Below are 17,518 nucleotides of genomic sequence, written 5' to 3' on the forward strand. Positions count from 1 at the left end.
GACCCAAAGTCAGGGGGGCAGGGGTGAGTTTTCTGGATGAGAGAGAGAATGGTTCTTGAAATATTGTTTTTTTTCAATTGGTTGATGTAATTTCCACTGCGACGCTTGAACAATTGACTCTGCGGCCCCAGCGCCTTAGCACCTCTCATAGAAATCGCGTGAGGATGGCGCCTGTGACAGATGATGACCAAAAGCAGCGCATGGCGCAGCTGGAGGCCAAGCTGGCAGCGGCGCGTAAGGCCCAAGAGCCCAAGCCGCGCGCGGATGAACATTATTCGATGGCCAATCAGGCCTGGCGGATGGTGATAGAATTGGTAGCCGGTCTTGGGATCGGCTTTGGCATCGGATACGGGTTGGACCACCTCTTTGGGACCCTGCCTATCTTTATGGTGCTGTTTGTACTGCTGGGACTTGTCGCTGGTGTGAGGGTGATGCTTCGCACCGCGCAGGAGATCCAGGAACAGAAACTGGCCGAACAGGCCGATGAAAATGCAAAGGCTCAGGACTGATCGCGTGATCAACACCTGACGACAGGAGAAGCGGAACGATGGGCAAGCTGTTCTTTTACGTAGCATTGGCACTGGTAGTGGTGTCTGGCTTGGTTTTTGCGCCTGAGCACGCTGCTCTGGCGATCCACCCGATGGATCAGTTCAATGTGGCCTCCCTGACCGGCGGCGCAGTGGGCACCTTTGCAATCACCAATGTCACCCTCTGGCTTGCCCTGGCGGTTGCCTGCGTCTTCTTGCTGATGGTTGTCGGCTCTTCGCGCCGCGCCATCGTGCCTGGCCGCGCCCAGTCGGTTGCGGAACTGACCTACGGGTTCATCTACAAGATGGTTGAAGATGTCGCCGGCAAAGATGGCGTCAAGTTCTTCCCCTATATCATGACCCTGTTCATGTTCATCCTGATGGCCAACTTCCTGGGCCTGATCCCGATGTCCTTTACCACCACCTCGCATATCGCTGTCACCGCGATCCTGGCGGGCCTGGTGTTCCTGACCGTCACCATCGTTGGCTTTGTCAAAAATGGTGCCGGTTTCCTTGGCCTGTTCTGGGTTTCCAGCGCGCCTTTGGCGCTGCGCCCCATCCTGGCCATTATCGAGCTGATTTCCTACTTCGTACGCCCCGTGAGCCACAGCATTCGTCTGGCTGGCAACGTGATGGCGGGCCACGCGGTTCTGAAGGTTTTTGCAGGTTTTGCAGGCGCTCTGGGCCTGTTCAGCTTCCTGCCGATCTTTGCCATCACCGCAGTCTACGCTCTCGAAGTTCTGGTGGCCTTTATCCAGGCCTATGTCTTTACCATTCTGACCTGCGTGTATCTGAAAGATGCCCTGCATCCGAGCCACTAAGGTCTAGATCCAACACGTTCCCCGCTGATCCGATCCCGGGTCAGCGAGATCCCAAATCACCACATTCCATCGTAAGGAGAAACATCATGGAACTCGTAGCAGCAGCAGCTCTCGGCAAATTCATCGGCGCAGGCCTGGCAGCAATTGGTTCCGGCGCAGCCGCAATCGGTGTTGGCCACGTAGCCGGCAACTTCCTGGCAGGCGCACTGCGCAACCCATCGGCAGCCGCCGGCCAGACAGCTACTCTGTTCATCGGCATCGCCTTTGCAGAAGCCCTGGGCATCTTCTCGTTCCTGGTTGCTCTGCTGCTGATGTTCGCAGTCTAAGACCTTAGGACACTTTATCCTTACGGTCGGGCGGTAGGCCAAACGGCCCACCGCCCGATGTAACGGCAAGTTCCCTAGGAGGACGACATGGCATCTAATACGCAAGACGCAGCTCACGGCGCCGCCGAGGCCGCGCACGGCTCTGCTCCGGGCATGCCGCAGCTGGATTTCTCGACCTTCGGGAACCAGATCTTCTGGCTGGCAATCGCGCTGGTCGCGATCTATCTTATTTTGTCGCGTGTCGCGCTGCCCCGCATTGCTGCGGTTCTGGCAGAGCGTCAGGGGACCATCACCAACGACCTTGCTGCGGCGGAAGATCTGAAAGCCAAGGCAGTTGAGGCCGAAGACGCTTATAACAAGGCTCTGGCAGACGCCCGCGCCGAGGCACAGCGTATCGCCGCCGAAACACGCGCCGAAATCCAGGTTGGCCTGGACGAAGCCATTGCCAAGGCGGATGACCAGATTGCAGCCAAGGTCGCTGAGTCTGAAAAGGCCATCGGTGAGATCAAAGCTGGTGCGTTGGAAAGCGTGAAACTTGTGGCCGCTGACACCGCCGAAGCTCTGGTAACAGCGCTGGGTGGCAAAGCTGATGCAAAAGCAGTCGCGACAGCGGTTGCCGACCGGATGAAAGGTTAAGGACATGCGCATAGTTCTGGCAATTGCCCTCACCCTTGGGGCCACCAGCCCGGCCTTCGCCGCCTCTGGTCCCTTCTTTTCGATGAGCAACACCAACTTTGTTGTTCTGCTCGGCTTTCTTCTGTTTGTTGGTATTTTGCTGTTTGTCAAAGTGCCTAGCCTGCTGGGTGGCCAATTGGACGCCCGCGCCGAAGGTATCCAGAATGAGCTGAACGAAGCCCGCGCTCTGCGGGAAGAAGCCCAGACCATTCTGGCCTCTTATGAGCGCAAGCAGCAGGAAGTTCAGGCCCAGGCCGATCGTATCGTGGCTGCGGCCCGTGATGATGCGGCGGCTGCGGCTGAAGACGCCAAAGCAGATCTGGAAATTTCCATTGCCCGCCGTCTGGTGGCAGCGGAAGAGCAGATCGCCTCTGCCGAAGCCTCGGCTGTAAAAGAAGTGCGCGACCAGGCGATTTCGATTGCTGTTGCTGCTGCCGATCAAGTGATCGCCAAGCAGATGACCGCGACTGAGGCCAACAAGCTGATCGAAGCGGCTATCACCGACGTCAACGACAAGCTGCACTGATCAAACATAATCACTGTAGCTAAGTATACCTGTAGCTAAGTAATAAAGAACCCGGCCCCAGTGGCCGGGTTTTTTGTATCCGCCGCATGGGCATTTTCCAAGGTCGGGGCGGGAACGTCGTCCCAATGACCGTATTGCGGGTGCGATTTCAAAAGAACGTGATGCCTTGGCCCGAAAATGTAGCACTGTGGCGTTAGCCTTGGCGCAGGGCCCGGCTTTGGCGCTTATACTGCAATGAAGCACGGACTGGTTGGCCTATCAAAAACGCTTGATGCGGAATTTGGCGCGGATGGCATCCTGTGTAACACTGTCTGCCCGGGATATATCTCTACGGATATGCACAACGCCGCCAACGCGAGGCTGGCCGAGGAAAACCATGTCTCTGTCGACGAAATCAAGGCGCAACGCTATGCCAATGTTGCCTTGACGGACGCTGGTCTGCCGGTCGATGTAGCAAACGCGGTTGCTTATCTTGCCGGTCCGCAATCAAACTATGTAACCGGTATCAACCTACCCGTAACCGGCGGCGTCCCTGCCGGAATTTAGGGTCAAACAATAGGACGTCTGGCCACGAATCCGCCCTGTGCTGGCACGCAGAAAGCCGGGAATTCTGGCAGGCGCTTTGCTATCTCTTCGCGCTCTCGTGCTCCAACCGCTGCTGGGCGATCTCGGCGTTGCGTTCTGCGCGCTGGTGGTCGATCAGGGACTGTTTCACATAGTCCAGATGCGCCTCGACGGCCGCCCGGGCGGCAGCGGGATCACGCGCCTGTAGGGCGGCGTTGATGGCGCTGTGCTGGCCCAAAAGCACCTCGAAGGTGGTGTGACGGCTGAACATGATCCGGCGGTTGTAGAACACGCCTTCGTGCAGCAGATCAAACATCGACCGCATCATATGCAGCATCACTACATTGTGGCTGGCATCCATGATGGCGGAATGGAACTGGGCGTCCAGACTGGCGGCCGCATCCGACACGGAGGGATCGCCGGCAGCAACCATTTTATCAAATATCGTCTGGATCAGTTTCAGATCCGCGTCCGAGCCAAACTTGGCCGCGCGCTCGGCAGCCAATCCTTCCATGTCGCGGCGAAAGCTGAGGTAGTCAAACACCGCCTCATCATGGCGGGCAAACAGCCGGATGAGCGCAGGCGAGAAGGCAGAGCCCAGAACATCAGCCACAAAAACCCCGGACCCCGCCTTGGATTCCAGCAGCCCGACTTCCTGGAGCTCGGCAATGGCATCGCGCAGCGACGGGCGTGAGACGCCCAGACGTTCGGCCAGTTCGCGCTCCGACGGCAGCCGCTCTCCCGGCGACAGGATGCCCCGCAGGATCAGCTGTTCGATCTGGCGCACCACAGAGGCTGAGAGTTTCTCGGGTTGGACTTTTTGAAACGGCATGGGGGCCTCTGTCTGGTCTTGGAGGGGACGGGGGCAGGAGGGACTGCCCCCCTGCAATTGGTAAAAACATATGACCGCTCCTAGTGCAAGGCTGCAAGCGGCGCGCATGATTTGTAAATTCTGATCACATCTGTTGAAATATTAGGTCAGCAATATTGACTATATTTGCAACTTTCCTACTTTCGCCGGAAATCAAATCCAAAAGGAGGTCGCCGATGTTGCTGAAACAGCTCTTTGCCACCCGAACGCACCGTATGAAGGCTTCCGAAATTCGTGAGTTGCTAAAACTGTTGAACCGGCCCGGTTTGTTGTCCTTTGCAGGTGGCATCCCGGACCCGGATCTGTTTCCTGCTGCAGCTTTCTCAGCGGCCTTTCAGGCGGCATTGGAACCAGAGTACCAGGCCCAGGCGCTGCAATATTCGGTCAGCGAAGGTTATCTGCCGCTGCGACAGTGGATCAAAGGCGAAATGCACCGCATGGGCGTCCCCTGCGACACAGATAATATCCTCATCACCTCTGGCTCGCAGCAGGCACTGGATTATCTGGGGAAACTGTTCCTCTCGCCCAATGATACCGCACTTGTGGGCTGGCCGACCTACCTTGGCGCATTGGCGGCGTTTAACGCCTATGAACCGCGCTATGATCAACTCAACCCCGGTGGCAACCGCTCCCCGGCGAGCTATCGAGAGGCCGCAGCTGAGGCCAACAGCCGCGTCAAATTTGCCTATCTGTCACCGGATTTTGCCAATCCAACCGGCGAGACCCTGTCGCGCGCGGGACGCCTGGCATTGCTGGAGATGACCGAGGACCTGGGCTGCGCCGTAATCGAGGATGGCGCCTATCAGGCACTGCGCTATGAGGGCGAGTCGATCCCGCCCGTTTTGGCGCTGGAGATTGCGGAAAAAGGCAGCATAGAACAGTGTCGAACGGTCTATTGTGGCTCGTTCTCCAAAACCCTGTCGCCGGGCCTGCGCCTGGGCTGGGTGGTGGCGGCCAAACCGGTAATCGCGCAGTTGGTTCTGATGAAACAAGCGGCGGATCTGCATTCGCCGACCCTCAACCAGATGGCGGTGCATCAGGTGGCTGAAGCCTGCTTTGACAGCCATGTCGCCGGGCTGAGGCGTGCCTATGGGGCCCGCCGGGATGCAATGCTCGCCGCCCTGCAGGAGTTTATGCCAGAGGGGGTGAGTTGGACCCGGCCCAAAGGCGGCATGTTTGTCTGGCTCACACTTGCGCAACACGTCGACACCGCCGAGGTGCTAAGCCGCGCCCTGGATCAGGAAAACATTGCCTTTGTTCCAGGGAAGGCCTTTTTTGCTGATGGCGCCGGCTGCAATACACTCAGGCTGAGCTTTTCGGTGCTGGATGAGGCGGAAATCCGTACTGGCATTGAACGGCTTGGACGGTTGCTAACAGAGACCTAGACCCCTTGGGGTGAGGGTTGGACTGGATTTCGCGCAAGGGTTGTGTGATGCTTGACGGATCATGCGTATTCTGGTGATTTCTCTGCCTATACTGCTGGTGGCCTGCACAGAGCGGCAGGGGCATTTTGCCTCCGCCCCGCAAGGCTATTTTGCCAATTCGCCGCAGGGCTATTTTGCCGGTGCAAAGGTCACGCGGGTGACATCGGGGGGGAGTGTTTTTGACATCCGTCTGCGGGGAAACCTGGCCGAGGCAATACGGATCAATCCGCAATATGCACCGCGCCTTGGCCCGCTGCGGACGCGGGCGGCCCAGGCGATGGCGGCGGTCAGCGGCTGTCGGATCAAGGCTGTTCTAGGGGATCAGGCACTGATGGTCGGGGTGCTTGACTGTCCTTCCAAAGGGGGGTGAGCAAAACGGATTTGAGAGGCTGCGCGTGCCTGCCATCCTGTGGACAGCAGCGAGGGGCGCCTGTCGAAGGGGCAAGCCAGCGCCAGCCTCTTCGGTATCAGTGAGACACGCACCCCGGAAAAGGTCTGGAAAGATGAACGCGGAACTCTAAGGATTCCGCGGCTCTTGGCAGTTATCCACAAGATATGCCGCTGCTGGGGGTAACTGCCGCTAGCAATGGGGCCGTTTGCGTTGACAGGGCTGTTGCGAAGCTGCTGGACTCGCTGGACATAAGAATCACTCAGGGGCGGCTTTGCGCTTTTCAAAACTCAGGCTCAATGGCTTCAAAAGCTTTGTCGACCCGACCGATTTGATCATCGGGGACGGGCTGACCGGCGTGGTTGGCCCCAATGGCTGCGGCAAGTCCAACCTGCTGGAGGCGTTGCGCTGGGTGATGGGGGAGACCCGCGCCAAGGCAATGCGCGGCGGTGGCATGGAAGACGTGATCTTTGCCGGGACCACCTCGCGCTCAGCGCGCAACTTTGCCGAGGTGAACCTGCTGATTGATAACTCGGACCGGTTGGCGCCGTCGGGGTTCAACGAGGCGGATCAGTTGGAAATTGTGCGCCGCATCACCCGTGATGTGGGCAGTGCCTATAAATCAAATGGCAAAGATGTGCGGGCGCGGGATGTGCAGATGCTCTTTGCCGATGCCTCTACCGGGGCGCATTCGCCGGCGCTGGTGCGGCAAGGGCAGATTTCCGAACTGATCAATGCCAAGCCCAAGGCGCGCCGTCGCATTCTGGAAGAGGCCGCAGGTATTTCCGGTCTGTACCAGCGCCGCCACGAGGCCGAGCTGAAGCTGAAAAACACCGAACAAAACCTGTTGCGGGTGGATGATGTGGTGGAACAGCTGGCGGGTCAGCTGGGGCAATTGGCGCGCCAGGCCCGACAGGCGCAGCGCTACCGCGATATCGGTGAGAAGCTGCGGCTGGCGGAGGGGATGTTGCTCTATCGTCGCTGGCGTGAGGCGGATGATGCCCGGCTGACTGCGGAGCAGGATCTGAGCATTCGACTGACCCAGGCGGCCAAGGGCGAGGCCCTGTCGCGGGCTGCGGCGCAGAATCGGGCCGAGGCCGAGGAAGGCCTGCCGCCGCTGCGCGAAGAGCAGGCCATTGCTGCCGCCATTCTGCAGCGACTGGTGGTGCAGCGTGACTCGCTGGGGGATCAGGAGGCACAGGCGCGTCAGGCCATCGAACGGTTGGTCAGCCGCATCCAGCAACTGGGCAATGACATTGACCGCGAAGGCGGGCTCAACCGCGATGCCGGAGAGACAATTGAGCGGCTGGACTGGGAGCAAAAGGAACTGGCCAAGGCCAGTGACGGCCATGATGAGCGTTTAAGCGAGGCCGCAGAGCTGGCGCGGGAAGCGGCACTGATTCTGGAGGCGCGCGAGGATCATCTCACGCAGTTGACCGAAGATGTGGCGCGGTTGTCGGCGCGGTATCAATCGGCACTGCGTCTGGTTGAGGATTGCAAGCGCACCCTGGCACGGGCCGAAAACGAAGGTGCGGCGGCGCAGCAGGCGCAGGATCAGGCGGGCGAGGCCCTGGAGCTGGCAGGCGAAGGTTTTGAGGCGGCTCTGGCCACCGAGGAGGAGGCCCGCGAAGCCGTGGAGATGGCCGAGGAGGCCCTGGCGGCGGCGGATGAGCTGCGCACCGAAACCCAGTCCTTGGAATCCGCCGCACGGGCGCACCGCTCTGAGGCAGAGGGGGCGCTGGGGGCGATCCGGGCCGAGGTGACAGCGCTGGCAAAGCTGCTGGAGCGGGACACCGCTGAAAGGGGGCAAATTCTGGACGAGCTGAGCGTCGCCCCCGGCTATGAAAAGGCGCTTGGCGCGGCGCTGGCGGATGATCTGCGCGCACCTTTGGCGGCGGTGGACGGGCCGACGGGCTGGATCGAGCTGCCGACCTATGCCCGCGATGTGCCGCTGCCTGACGGGGTGGAGCCTTTGGCAAAGCATGTATCCGGTCCCGAGGCTCTGGCGCGCCGAATTGGCCAGATTGGCCTGGTTGACGGGGATACCGCACGTGGGCTGCAGGTGCATCTGCAGCCAGGTCAGAGGCTGGTGACGTTGGAGGGCGATATCTGGCGCTGGGATGGCTATCGCGCCTGGGCCGAAGACGCGCCCAGTGCCGCAGCGTTGCGGCTGGAGCAGCTGAACCGGCTGGAGGCGCTGAAGCAAGAGTTGGAGCAGGTCAGCGCCAGGGCCGATGGCACCCGCGCGGCGCATGAGACACTGATCCGCCGCCTGGAAGAGGTGACGCAGGCAGATCAGAACGCGCGACAGGCGCGCCGGGTTGCGGATCAACGTGTGGCTGATGCGGCCCGTGCGCTCAGCCGGGCAGAGGCCGAGCGCAACCTGGCCGAGGGCAAGCTGGAGACACTGGGCATTGCTGTTGCGCGCCACAGCGAGGATGCGATGAACGCCCGGCTGCAACTGGCAGAGGCAGAAACAGCCCAGGCGGCTCTTGGCGACCTGGATGCGGCGCGGGCTGGGGTCGAAGACGTTAAACAGGGGGTGGAAGCCGCCCGGATTACCATGCTCACCCATCGTTCGGCCCATGATGAGCTGCGCCGCGACGGCGAGGCCCGGACCAAACGGGCTCAGCAAGTGACCAAGGAACTGTCGGGCTGGCGGCACAGGCTGGAAACCGCAGAGCGCCGCATCGACGAGCTGGCCGAACGCCGCGAAGCCTCGCAGGAGGAGTTGGAAGAGGCCCATGCGGTGCCTGCGGAGATTGCTGAAAAACGCGAAGAACTGAACGAAGCCATCGAGGAGGCCGAAGCGCGCAAGACAACAGCCTCGGAAGCCTTGATCACCGCAGAGGCTGCGCTGCGGGAATTGGTGCAGATTGAACGCGATTCTGAACGTCTGGCCTCGGAAGGGCGCGAGGCACGGGCGCGCTCAGAAGCGCTCTGTGAGGCGGCGCGTGAAACCGTGACCCACGCGGCTGAGCGGATCAGCGAAGACCAGAACTGCAGCCCGCAGGCGCTGCTGGAACAGCTGGGGGTCAGCCCCGATCAGATGCCAGGGGCCGAGGCGCTGGAGGCCGAAGTGAACCGGCACAAGCGGCAACGCGATGCCCTGGGCGCGGTAAACCTGCGCGCCGAAGAAGATGCGCGGGAAATCCAGACCGAGCATGACGATCTGGTGTCGGAAAAATCCGACCTGGAAGAGGCGATCAAGACCCTGCGCAGCGGTATTGCCAGTCTCAACCGCGAGGGGCGCGAGAGGCTGCTCACCGCGTTTGAAGAGGTGAACGCCAGCTTTGCCAATCTCTTTACCCATCTGTTTGGCGGCGGAGAGGCCAATCTGGTGATGGTCGAAAGCGATGACCCGCTGGACGCCGGGCTGGAGATTATGTGCCAGCCACCGGGTAAAAAACTATCGACCCTGTCGCTGCTGTCCGGCGGTGAGCAGACCCTCACCGCCATGGCGCTGATCTTTGCGGTGTTCCTGTCCAATCCGGCGCCGATCTGCGTGCTGGACGAGGTGGACGCGCCGCTGGACGATGCCAATGTTACCCGGTTCTGTGACCTGCTGGACGAGATGTGCCGCCAGACCGAAACCCGGTTTTTGATCATCACCCACCATGCGGTCACCATGGCGCGAATGGACCGGTTGTTTGGCGTCACCATGCAGGAAAAAGGCGTTAGCCAATTGGTCTCGGTTGATCTGAAAAAGGCAGAAGCCCTTGTCGCCTAAATGAGAGTTGAGCAAACCGGACTGTGTAATTTGCGCATGCTTTTTGGACTATGGGGAAAATCAGTCAAAAATCTTCTCTTGCATGCCCTGTGAAGGTCTTCGAAACTAGGCGCTGGTGATGACGGCCCGTGTGGTCTTCCCTGGGTCTTCGGGGTAGCATTGAAACAAACTCAATTGGAGGGAACTATGAATCTTACAAAACTTATTGCGGCTACAGCTCTTGCGATTAGCCCCCTTGCCGTACAGGCAGATAATTTGACCGCCAGACAATCCAGCAGCATCGAGGGTTTCTTCCTGGATGAAGGCTCCAGCGTCGAGGTCCTGGTCGATAATGTTGGGGATCCGCAGCTGAACGTCGAGCACTATGGCAGTGAATTCACGATTTTCTACTATGGCTGTGAGAACAACACCAATTGCGATTCCATCCAGTTCTATTCCGGCTATGCCACAGATGGTGCCGTCCGGTTGAAGACCGTCAACGACTTTAACGCTGAAAAACGCTGGGTTCGCGCCTATGTTGCCGAGGACGGATCAACCAAGCTTGAGATGGATCTTTACATGGGGGACGGCGGCATCAGCGCCGATGATTTTGCCACAGCGGTGGGGCTCTGGTCGCGCCTGATGGGCGATTTTGAAGAGCTCATCGACTACTAAGTGGCACCGCGTGACCACGGCGCGGGAGGTGGTAAGCCCTCCGGCGCGCGGTGCTCGCGTTACGAAAAAGGGGCATGAATAGTCATGCCCCTTTTGCTTTTCTGGATGAAGACGCCGGGTTCAGGCCCCCCGCTGTCCTAGAGATGGTTGAGCAGTGCAGGCGTTGGCCAGGCATCGGCTGGCAGGCCCAGCCGCTGTTGTTCGCGTTGGACTGCTGCCCGTGTTTTGGCGCCAAGAATGCCGTCAATCTTGCCGACATCATACCCCAGGCTCTGCAGTTTCTGCTGCAGCTGTTTCATCTGGGCTCCGGCCAGTCCCTGTTCGGGCTTGCCTGCGGCGTAGATCGATGCGCCCTCGAGCCGATTGGCAAAATAGGCGGCGGTCAGAACATAGGTAAAACTCTGGTTCCACTCAAAATAGACGTCGAAATTTGGATAGGCGAGAAAGGCTGGCCCCTTGTGCCCCTGTGGCAAAAGCAGGGAGGCCTTGAGGGTGCCAGCAGCCAGGGAGCCGTCTTTGGCGCGCAGGCCAAGCGCCTGCCAGTCCCGGACCGACAGTTTGGTGTCGGTGCCGGATTTTGACAGGTCCAGATCACCGGGAATGGTGACTTCTTGCAGCCAGGGTTCACCGGCCTGCCAGCCCAGATGGGACAACATCTTGGCGCCAGACATCAGCGCATCCGGAGCGGAGGTCTTGAGGCTGACATGGCCATCGCCATCGGCATCGACGCCATTGTCGAGGATATCCTGCGGCAGCATCTGCACCATGCCGATTTCACCGGCCCAGGCACCGGTGGTGCGGGCGGGGTCAAAATTGCCACGTTTGTACAGTTCAAGTGCCGCAAAGATCTGCGGGCGGAACAGATCGGGGCGGCGGCAGTCATGGGCCAGGGTGATCAGCGCGTTGCGGGTGTTGAAATCACCCTGAAAGCTGCCGTAATCGGTTTCAAAGGCCCAAAAGGCCAGCAATACGCCGCGGTTGATGCCATAGGTGGTCTCGATCCGGCGAAAGGTGCTGTCGTATTTTTCGGCCATCGACCGGCCCCGGTCGATGCGGCTTTGCGAGATCAGGTGGCGGGAAAACTCGACAAAGGGTTTTTGGAACACGCCCTGTGCCCGATCCGCCCTCAGAACCTTGGCGTCCTGGCTGGCGCCTTTAAAAAAACCGTTGACGGTTGCCCTGTCATATCCCGCAGTCAGGGCCTCTTGTTTGAGAGATTTGACAAAGCCGGAAAAGCTGCCGCCACATTGGGCAAAAGCGGTTGCTGGCATCAAGAGGGCAGCAAGGGCGAGGGGCAAAATGCGCATGGCGGGCAGTCCTTAATGAAGCTCTAAAACATTGTATGTGCTAAAAGATGACTGCAAAAGCAACCAATAGCCCGACCCCAATGGCCCAAGAGGTCCAAAGAATGTCACAGCAGCGCAGAATTGCGGGGCCGGTGATGCTCTTGGTGCCGGGGGCGTTCACCCAGGCAAAATCGCGCATTTCACCATCGTATGACCGGGGCCCCGCCAGCGACAGCCCCAGCGCGCGGGCCATTGCCGCCTCGGGCCAGCCCGCATTGGGCGAGCGATGTCTGGCCGCGTCTCTGGCGATGGCGGGCCAATCGCGCAGCACGCCGCCGGCCAGCGCAATCATCACTCCGGTCAGCCGCGCCGGGATCAGGTTGACCAGATCATCAATCCGCGCCGTGGCCCAGCCAAAGTCCTGGTAGCGGGGGGTGCGATAGCCAATCATGCTGTCGCCGGTGTTGATCATCTTATAGGCCAGCAATCCGGGCAGCCCGGCCAGCAGAAACCAAAAGGCCGGGGCAACAACCCCGTCCGACATATTCTCGGATCCGCTTTCGATGGCGGAGCGGGCGACCTGGGGGCCGGTCATCGTGTCGGTGTCGCGGCTGACAATCATGGCAACCGCCTGACGCCCCTGCACAAGGGACTGCGACAGGCCATCCGCGACGGCGCGCAGGTGCTCAACCAGCGAGCGCTGCGCAATCAGAATGGCGGCCAGCAGCAGCTCGACCAGGGGACCAAAGAGCGACAATAGCCAGCCAAGCCCCAGCCCGAGGCAGACCAGCAGGGTGATTGCCACAACGCCCCTGACGCGTTTGGCCCGGTCGGTGTCTTGGCCGGTATGCTGTCCCGTATCTAGGCCCGTATCTAGGCCGGTATTCGGGGCTGTATTGAGGCGCGCCTCCAGCCAGGACACAGATTTGCCCATCAAAACCGCCGGATGCGGCAGGCGCGACCAGAGCCAGTCCGGCTCTCCCAGGGCGGCGTCCAGCACCAGAGCGAGCAATAGGATCTCAGCGGTGCTCATAGGGCAGCCTCCAGCCGCTCCCAGCCATGCTGCGGTGGCAGGCCCAGGCGGATGTAGGTTTTTGAATAGGGGAAGATGCGGCTCCAGATATGGGCCTTGGCGAGCCGCTCTTGCCACTGTGCGGCATCCTCGACCCGGTACAGGCGAAACAGGTCGGTGCCGCCCACCACTGTGGCGCCGCGCGCGATTGCCAGCTGATCCAGCCGCTGCGCGTCGCGGGCAAGGCTCTGGCGGGTGTGATTGGCCCAGTCCTGGTCCTGCAGCGCCTGCAGACCGGTTTTGAGCGCCGGGCCAGAGACCGCCCAGGGGCCCTGCAGCTGGGCAAGCCGTTGAATGAGGTCTGAATCGCCAATGGCAAACCCCAGCCGCATCCCCGCAAGGCCCCAGAATTTGCCAAAACTCTTGAGCACGATGACGCCGGGCCTGGCGGCCAGATGTATGAGGCTTTGATCGGGGCAGATATCACCAAAGCTCTCATCTATGATGCACAGCGGCGCGGTCATCTCCTCAGCGCGCCACAGACGCCCATCAGGGTTGTTTGGATGCACCGCAACACAGGCTTCGGCAGGACCGCTGCCAGTGATCGCCCAGCCGTGATTGGCAAAGGCGGCGGCATGTTCATTGTAGGTCGGGGTTTCGATCTTGACCCAACGTGGATCTGCAAGCCCCGGCAATAGCGCAATCAGGGCAGAGGCTCCGGGCGCGGGCAGAACCGCTGCTTCGGCGGGTACATTCCAGAACCGCCGGGCTGCTTGTTCAAGTTCGGCACTGGCAGAGGTATCCGGCAGCGCGGTCCAGTCCGAGGCGTCAAAATCGGGCAGCGGATAGGCTGTGGGATTGATCCCCGTTGACAGATCAATCCAATCCGCGCGGTTGCCGCCGTAGTGCTGGATGGCTGCGCTCAGATTGCCGCCATGGTCGCGCAGGGTTGCGCCCGTTTCGATCTGGCTCTCAGAAACACGTGCCGACATGGAAAAGCCCCAACCTGCTATCACCGCCAATGTCTTTGGCGCTGCCTTGTTTCTATGAAACAGGGGCCGCGATAAGGCAAGACAGCTTTGCCGTATCGCGTGGCAGTTCTTTGCCTTCGGGGGCAGGTGTCAGGCTGGTCCGGGAGAGCCGGTTTATTCAGGCCTGGCCACGCCCGTGGGGCTCCAGCCAGTTGATATCCGGGTTCACCGGAATGATGCGGTTGGGGTTAATGGTATCATGGCTGTAATGGTAGTGCCGCACGATATGCTGCATGCCAACAGTCTGTTGCACACCCGGATACTGGTACAGCTCGCGGCAATAGGCCCAGAGGTTGGGATAGTCGATGATCCGCTTTTTGTTGCACTTGAAATGCAGGTGATACACCGGATCAAACCGCAGCAATGTGGTGAACAGACGCCAGTCCGCTTCGGTCAGCTGGGCGCCCATCAGGTAGCGATGCTGCGACAGCAGATCCTCCAGCCAGTCCAGCGAGTCAAACAGGGGTCCCACGGCGGCATCATAGGCGTCTTGCGAGGTGGCAAAGCCGCATTTGTAGACGCCGTTGTTGACCGTGTCGTAGATCCGGCTGTTCACCGCCTCGATGGGTTCGCGCAGCTCTTCTGGCCAAAAGTCGAGACTGTTGCCGGTGAGACCGTCAAAGGCCGAGTTGAACATGCGGATGATATCGGCGCTCTCGTTGGACACGATGGTATTGCGGTTCTTGTCCCACAGAATGGGCACGGTGACGCGGCCGGTATATTTGGCATCTGCGCGGGTGTAGATCTGATGCGCGTGGCTGCTGTCAAACAGGTGATCACCGGTGGCGCCATGTGCGTCGCGCTCAAAGGTCCAACCTTCGCTCAGCATGTCCGGGTGCACGACGGAGACCGTGATGTGATCCTCCAGCTCTTTGAGCGCGCGAAAGATCAGGGTGCGATGGGCCCAGGGACAGGCCAGCGATACATAGAGATGATAGCGGCCAGTTTCGGCCTGAAAGCCGTCCTGACCTGTTGGTCCGGCGCTTCCGTCTGCGGTTACCCAATTGCGGAACTGTGCTTCAGAGCGTTTGAACGCACCTCCGGTGGACTTGGTGTCGTACCATTGGTCTTTCCAGATCCCGTCAATCAATAGTCCCATTGATCTCTCTCCTTAACTCGGCTGGCCCGCAGCATGGGTGGCTGGGAAACACATAGGCGCAGATCTCTGCCGCGCCTATCCGTGCTGTCGCGCAGCTGCTCTGCATGTCTGCACATCACGACCCTGTGCCCGCAGGCCTTTGGTGCGCGTGGGGCCTGTGATCGCCCGACGGGCAGCAGGACAGCCTATCCGGGACCGACCTGCTACCTCGGGGTTTGTTTCAAAATGTTCACTTGATTTTATCTGTTTGTGGGTCACCTTTAGAGGCAGGTACCAAGCCGACCCTGATGCGATTCCCGTCGCTCAACCCATTACCAAAAGGGCCACTGCCATGACCACCTATGTGCCAAAAGCTGTTCAAGAGGCGCTGGATGCTGCACGCGTTTCCGGCCTGAAAAAGAAAAGCCGTCTGCGGGTGGCTGTAGAGGGTGGCTATTTCCCGGTTCTGCGCACCTGGGCAAACGGCTTTTCAGTCGAAGAGGAATTTGTGCCGCAGCTGCGGGGATTGGTCGATCTCTATGAGGGATCGCGTCATGTGTCGCAGTGCCTGATTGTCGCCTCCGAGGCCGAGGGTGGCGAAATGCGCTATGAGTTCAAACGTGCAACTGCCGCCTCTGACACGGCACCGCTGGATTTCTACCGCGCGCCAAATGCGCCGGTTGGGCTGTTGGGCAATGAAGGTGCCGAAAGCCGCCTGTAAAGCCGCCTGTAGGGCCAATCTGACGGACGTGCCCCCAGTCAATACGATCTGGGATCCATAGAAAATAGCCGACCCGCAGACCTGTTGGTTGCGGGTCCTTTTTTTGGGGGAAAGCCCTTATTAGGGTCTGATTTCCACCCTGGTGCCCAGATCCACAAGCCGCCACAGCTGTTCCATTTCGGTGTTGCTGATGGCGATGCAGCCGGCGGTCCAATCTCCTGGCAGCGTTACGAGATTACCCAATGCGTTGGGCTGGCCGTGGATAAAAATATCTCCGCCCGGATCTATGCCTGCCGCAGCCGCGCGGCGGATGTCCTTGGGTTGCGGATAGGTGATCCCCAGCGACAGGTGATAGCTGCTGTTTGGATTGCGGCGGTCGATTGTGAACAGGCCTTCCGGGGTTTTGCCGTCGCCTTCGCGGCTCTTGTCTCCGATGGGATCAAAGCCAAGCGCGATGTCATATTGCAGAACCCTTTGTCCCGCGCGGCTGGCAGTCAGGCGGCGGGCCGATTTTTCAATCAGGATGTGGTCAACCCGATCAACCAGTGTCGCCAGATCGGGACTGGCGGGACTGGGGCGGTAGAGCTGCCACAGCCCCCAGCCAAGGACCAAGACCGCGATCAGGAGGATCGCGGTCCGTTTTGCACCAGGATGCACCATGTTTATTGCAGGTCGGCAAAGGCCTCGGCCAGACGCTGCCCTGCTTCAATCACCCGGCTGCGCTGAGTGCCCATGTTGAAGCGCAGGAAGTTCTCGCCGCCCGTGCCAAAGGTGGTGCCATGGTTGGCGGCAATGCCTGCACCCTGTTCAACGCGTTTGGTGAACTCTTCCCGGCTCATGCCGGTGCCGGAGAAATCAATCCAGGACAGATAGGTCGCCTGCAGTTTCATCGAGCTGAGCCCGGGAATATCGGCGATGGCAGCATCAAAGACCTGACGGTTGCCATCAATATAGGCGACCAGCGCATCGGCCCATTTGGCACCTTCGGGGGAATAGACCGCAGCGGTGGCAAACTGACCGGCGGAGTTTGGCGATAGCGCCAGGGCCAGCATGCGGCGCTGGAACTTCGCCCGCAGATCTGGATCGGGGATGATCACCTGTCCGGTATGCAGCCCGGCAAAGTTGAAGGTCTTGGAGGGGGCGGTCAGCATCAACAGCCGGTCGGTGATCTCCGGCACGGCGTTTTGCATCGGGATATGGGTTGCCCCGTCAAAGACCAGATCATGGTGGATTTCATCCGACAGCAGGATCAGGTCGTGACGCTTGGCAAAATCAGCCACCGCCTGCAATTCCTCTTGGGTCCAGACCCGGCCACCGGGGTTATGGGGCGAGCAGAGGATGACCATCTTTTCGGTGCCGGTCATCTGTGCGTCATAGCTCGCCATATCCATCTCATAGCGGCCATCACGATTGATCATCTGGCATTCCACCACTTCGCGGCCGGCATTGTTAATGACCTTGGCAAAGGCGTGATAGACCGGCGTGAACAGCACAATGCCATCACCAGGCTGGGTGAAGGTATCCAGGCACATGCCGACGCCGTTCACCAGGCCCGTGGTGGTGAAAATGGCTTCGGGGTCGACCGTCCAGCCATGGCGATTCTGCATCCACCAGCAAATCGCATCCTTGTAGGGCGTGTCGCAGTTCACATAGCCATAGACCCCGTGATCGGCCATTTCGCGCATCTTATCGGTGACCATGGGGGGCACGGCAAAGTCCATATCGGCCACCCACATGGCCAGGCCGGTGTCGGGTGAGACGCCGTAAAGGCTCTCCATCAGATCCCATTTGGCGCAATGGGTGCCGCGACGGTCGATGATGCTGTCAAAATCCATGGGGATACTCCGCTATTTTGCCAGCGAAGCTAGCGGCAAATACGCTAGG

Annotated in this window: 17 protein-coding genes and 1 pseudogene; 11 read left to right on the forward strand and 7 right to left on the reverse strand. The window is 60.0% G+C overall.

Features of this window, described 5'->3' with window-relative positions; genetic code table 11:
• The first annotated feature begins 164 nt into the window (after positions 1-164).
• The 6 genes and pseudogenes from ARCT_RS0124485 to ARCT_RS0124510 all read left to right on the forward strand — a co-directional run.
• The gene (locus tag ARCT_RS0124485) at positions 165-509 is read left to right on the forward strand and encodes an AtpZ/AtpI family protein (protein WP_205855548.1); all 345 of its coding nucleotides are present in this window, start codon (positions 165-167) and stop codon (positions 507-509) included.
• 38 nt (positions 510-547) lie between these two features.
• Positions 548-1,348, forward strand: coding sequence for a F0F1 ATP synthase subunit A (locus ARCT_RS0124490; protein WP_027242465.1), 801 nt, complete (start codon positions 548-550; stop codon positions 1,346-1,348).
• 86 nt (positions 1,349-1,434) lie between these two features.
• Entirely contained in the window at positions 1,435-1,674 is a 240-nt protein-coding gene (locus ARCT_RS0124495) for a F0F1 ATP synthase subunit C (protein ID WP_027242466.1), read from the forward strand.
• 87 nt (positions 1,675-1,761) lie between these two features.
• Positions 1,762-2,310: a F0F1 ATP synthase subunit B' gene (locus ARCT_RS0124500; protein WP_027242467.1), complete on the forward strand. Its 549-nt coding sequence runs from the start codon at positions 1,762-1,764 to the stop codon at positions 2,308-2,310.
• A 4-nt stretch (positions 2,311-2,314) separates the two neighbouring features.
• Entirely contained in the window at positions 2,315-2,875 is a 561-nt protein-coding gene (locus ARCT_RS0124505; protein WP_027242468.1) for a F0F1 ATP synthase subunit B, read from the forward strand.
• Positions 2,876-3,088: 213 nt separating this feature from the next.
• Positions 3,089-3,421, forward strand: a pseudogene (locus ARCT_RS0124510) (SDR family NAD(P)-dependent oxidoreductase); the annotation flags it as partial.
• 79 nt (positions 3,422-3,500) lie between these two features.
• Here the strand turns inward: ARCT_RS0124510 and ARCT_RS0124515 are convergent.
• On the reverse strand, positions 3,501-4,271 hold the full coding sequence (locus tag ARCT_RS0124515) for a FadR/GntR family transcriptional regulator (RefSeq protein WP_027242470.1): 771 nt from the start codon (positions 4,269-4,271) through the stop codon (positions 3,501-3,503).
• A gap of 215 nt (positions 4,272-4,486) precedes the next feature.
• Here ARCT_RS0124515 and ARCT_RS0124520 point away from each other — a divergent pair, with 215 nt between their 5' ends.
• The 4 genes from ARCT_RS0124520 to ARCT_RS0124535 all read left to right on the forward strand — a co-directional run bounded on the left by ARCT_RS0124520 (position 4,487) and on the right by ARCT_RS0124535 (position 10,506).
• Entirely contained in the window at positions 4,487-5,695 is a 1,209-nt protein-coding gene (locus ARCT_RS0124520) for an aminotransferase-like domain-containing protein (protein ID WP_027242471.1), read from the forward strand.
• A gap of 61 nt (positions 5,696-5,756) precedes the next feature.
• On the forward strand, positions 5,757-6,104 hold the full coding sequence (locus tag ARCT_RS0124525; protein ID WP_027242472.1) for a hypothetical protein: 348 nt from the start codon (positions 5,757-5,759) through the stop codon (positions 6,102-6,104).
• Between the two features lie 292 nt (positions 6,105-6,396).
• Positions 6,397-9,852 carry a chromosome segregation SMC family protein gene (locus ARCT_RS0124530; protein ID WP_027242473.1) on the forward strand — a complete coding sequence of 1,152 codons (3,456 nt, stop codon included), beginning with the start codon at positions 6,397-6,399 and terminating at the stop codon, positions 9,850-9,852.
• 255 nt (positions 9,853-10,107) lie between these two features.
• Complete coding sequence (locus tag ARCT_RS0124535; protein WP_240476380.1) at positions 10,108-10,506, forward strand: YbjN domain-containing protein; 399 nt, start codon at positions 10,108-10,110, stop codon at positions 10,504-10,506.
• Positions 10,507-10,643: 137 nt separating this feature from the next.
• On the opposite strand, the gene ARCT_RS0124540 is transcribed toward ARCT_RS0124535, so the two are convergent.
• The 4 genes from ARCT_RS0124540 to ARCT_RS0124555 form a co-directional block, all read right to left on the reverse strand.
• The gene (locus ARCT_RS0124540; RefSeq protein ID WP_027242475.1) at positions 10,644-11,813 is read right to left on the reverse strand and encodes a lytic murein transglycosylase; all 1,170 of its coding nucleotides are present in this window, start codon (positions 11,811-11,813) and stop codon (positions 10,644-10,646) included.
• Positions 11,814-11,853: 40 nt separating this feature from the next.
• Positions 11,854-12,825: an adenosylcobinamide-phosphate synthase CbiB gene (cbiB, locus tag ARCT_RS0124545; RefSeq protein ID WP_027242476.1), complete on the reverse strand. Its 972-nt coding sequence runs from the start codon at positions 12,823-12,825 to the stop codon at positions 11,854-11,856.
• The gene (cobD, locus tag ARCT_RS0124550; RefSeq protein WP_027242477.1) at positions 12,822-13,796 is read right to left on the reverse strand and encodes a threonine-phosphate decarboxylase CobD; all 975 of its coding nucleotides are present in this window, start codon (positions 13,794-13,796) and stop codon (positions 12,822-12,824) included. The genes cbiB and cobD overlap by 4 nt, the downstream gene beginning before the upstream one ends.
• Positions 13,797-13,953: 157 nt before the next feature.
• Entirely contained in the window at positions 13,954-14,934 is a 981-nt protein-coding gene (locus ARCT_RS0124555; protein WP_027242478.1) for a glutathione S-transferase family protein, read from the reverse strand.
• Positions 14,935-15,265: 331 nt separating this feature from the next.
• On the opposite strand from ARCT_RS0124555, the gene ARCT_RS0124560 reads away from it, so the two are divergent.
• Positions 15,266-15,634, forward strand: coding sequence for a hypothetical protein (locus tag ARCT_RS0124560; RefSeq protein ID WP_027242479.1), 369 nt, complete (start codon positions 15,266-15,268; stop codon positions 15,632-15,634).
• A 120-nt stretch (positions 15,635-15,754) separates the two neighbouring features.
• Here the strand turns inward: ARCT_RS0124560 and ARCT_RS0124565 are convergent, their stop codons facing one another.
• Positions 15,755-16,294: a L,D-transpeptidase family protein gene (locus ARCT_RS0124565; RefSeq protein ID WP_027242480.1), complete on the reverse strand. Its 540-nt coding sequence runs from the start codon at positions 16,292-16,294 to the stop codon at positions 15,755-15,757.
• A 2-nt stretch (positions 16,295-16,296) separates the two neighbouring features.
• Positions 16,297-17,469: a MalY/PatB family protein gene (locus ARCT_RS0124570; RefSeq protein ID WP_027242481.1), complete on the reverse strand. Its 1,173-nt coding sequence runs from the start codon at positions 17,467-17,469 to the stop codon at positions 16,297-16,299.
• Between the last annotated feature and the right edge of the window lie 49 nt (positions 17,470-17,518).

Source organism: Pseudophaeobacter arcticus DSM 23566 (assembly GCF_000473205.1).
Taxonomy (GTDB): domain Bacteria; phylum Pseudomonadota; class Alphaproteobacteria; order Rhodobacterales; family Rhodobacteraceae; genus Pseudophaeobacter; species Pseudophaeobacter arcticus.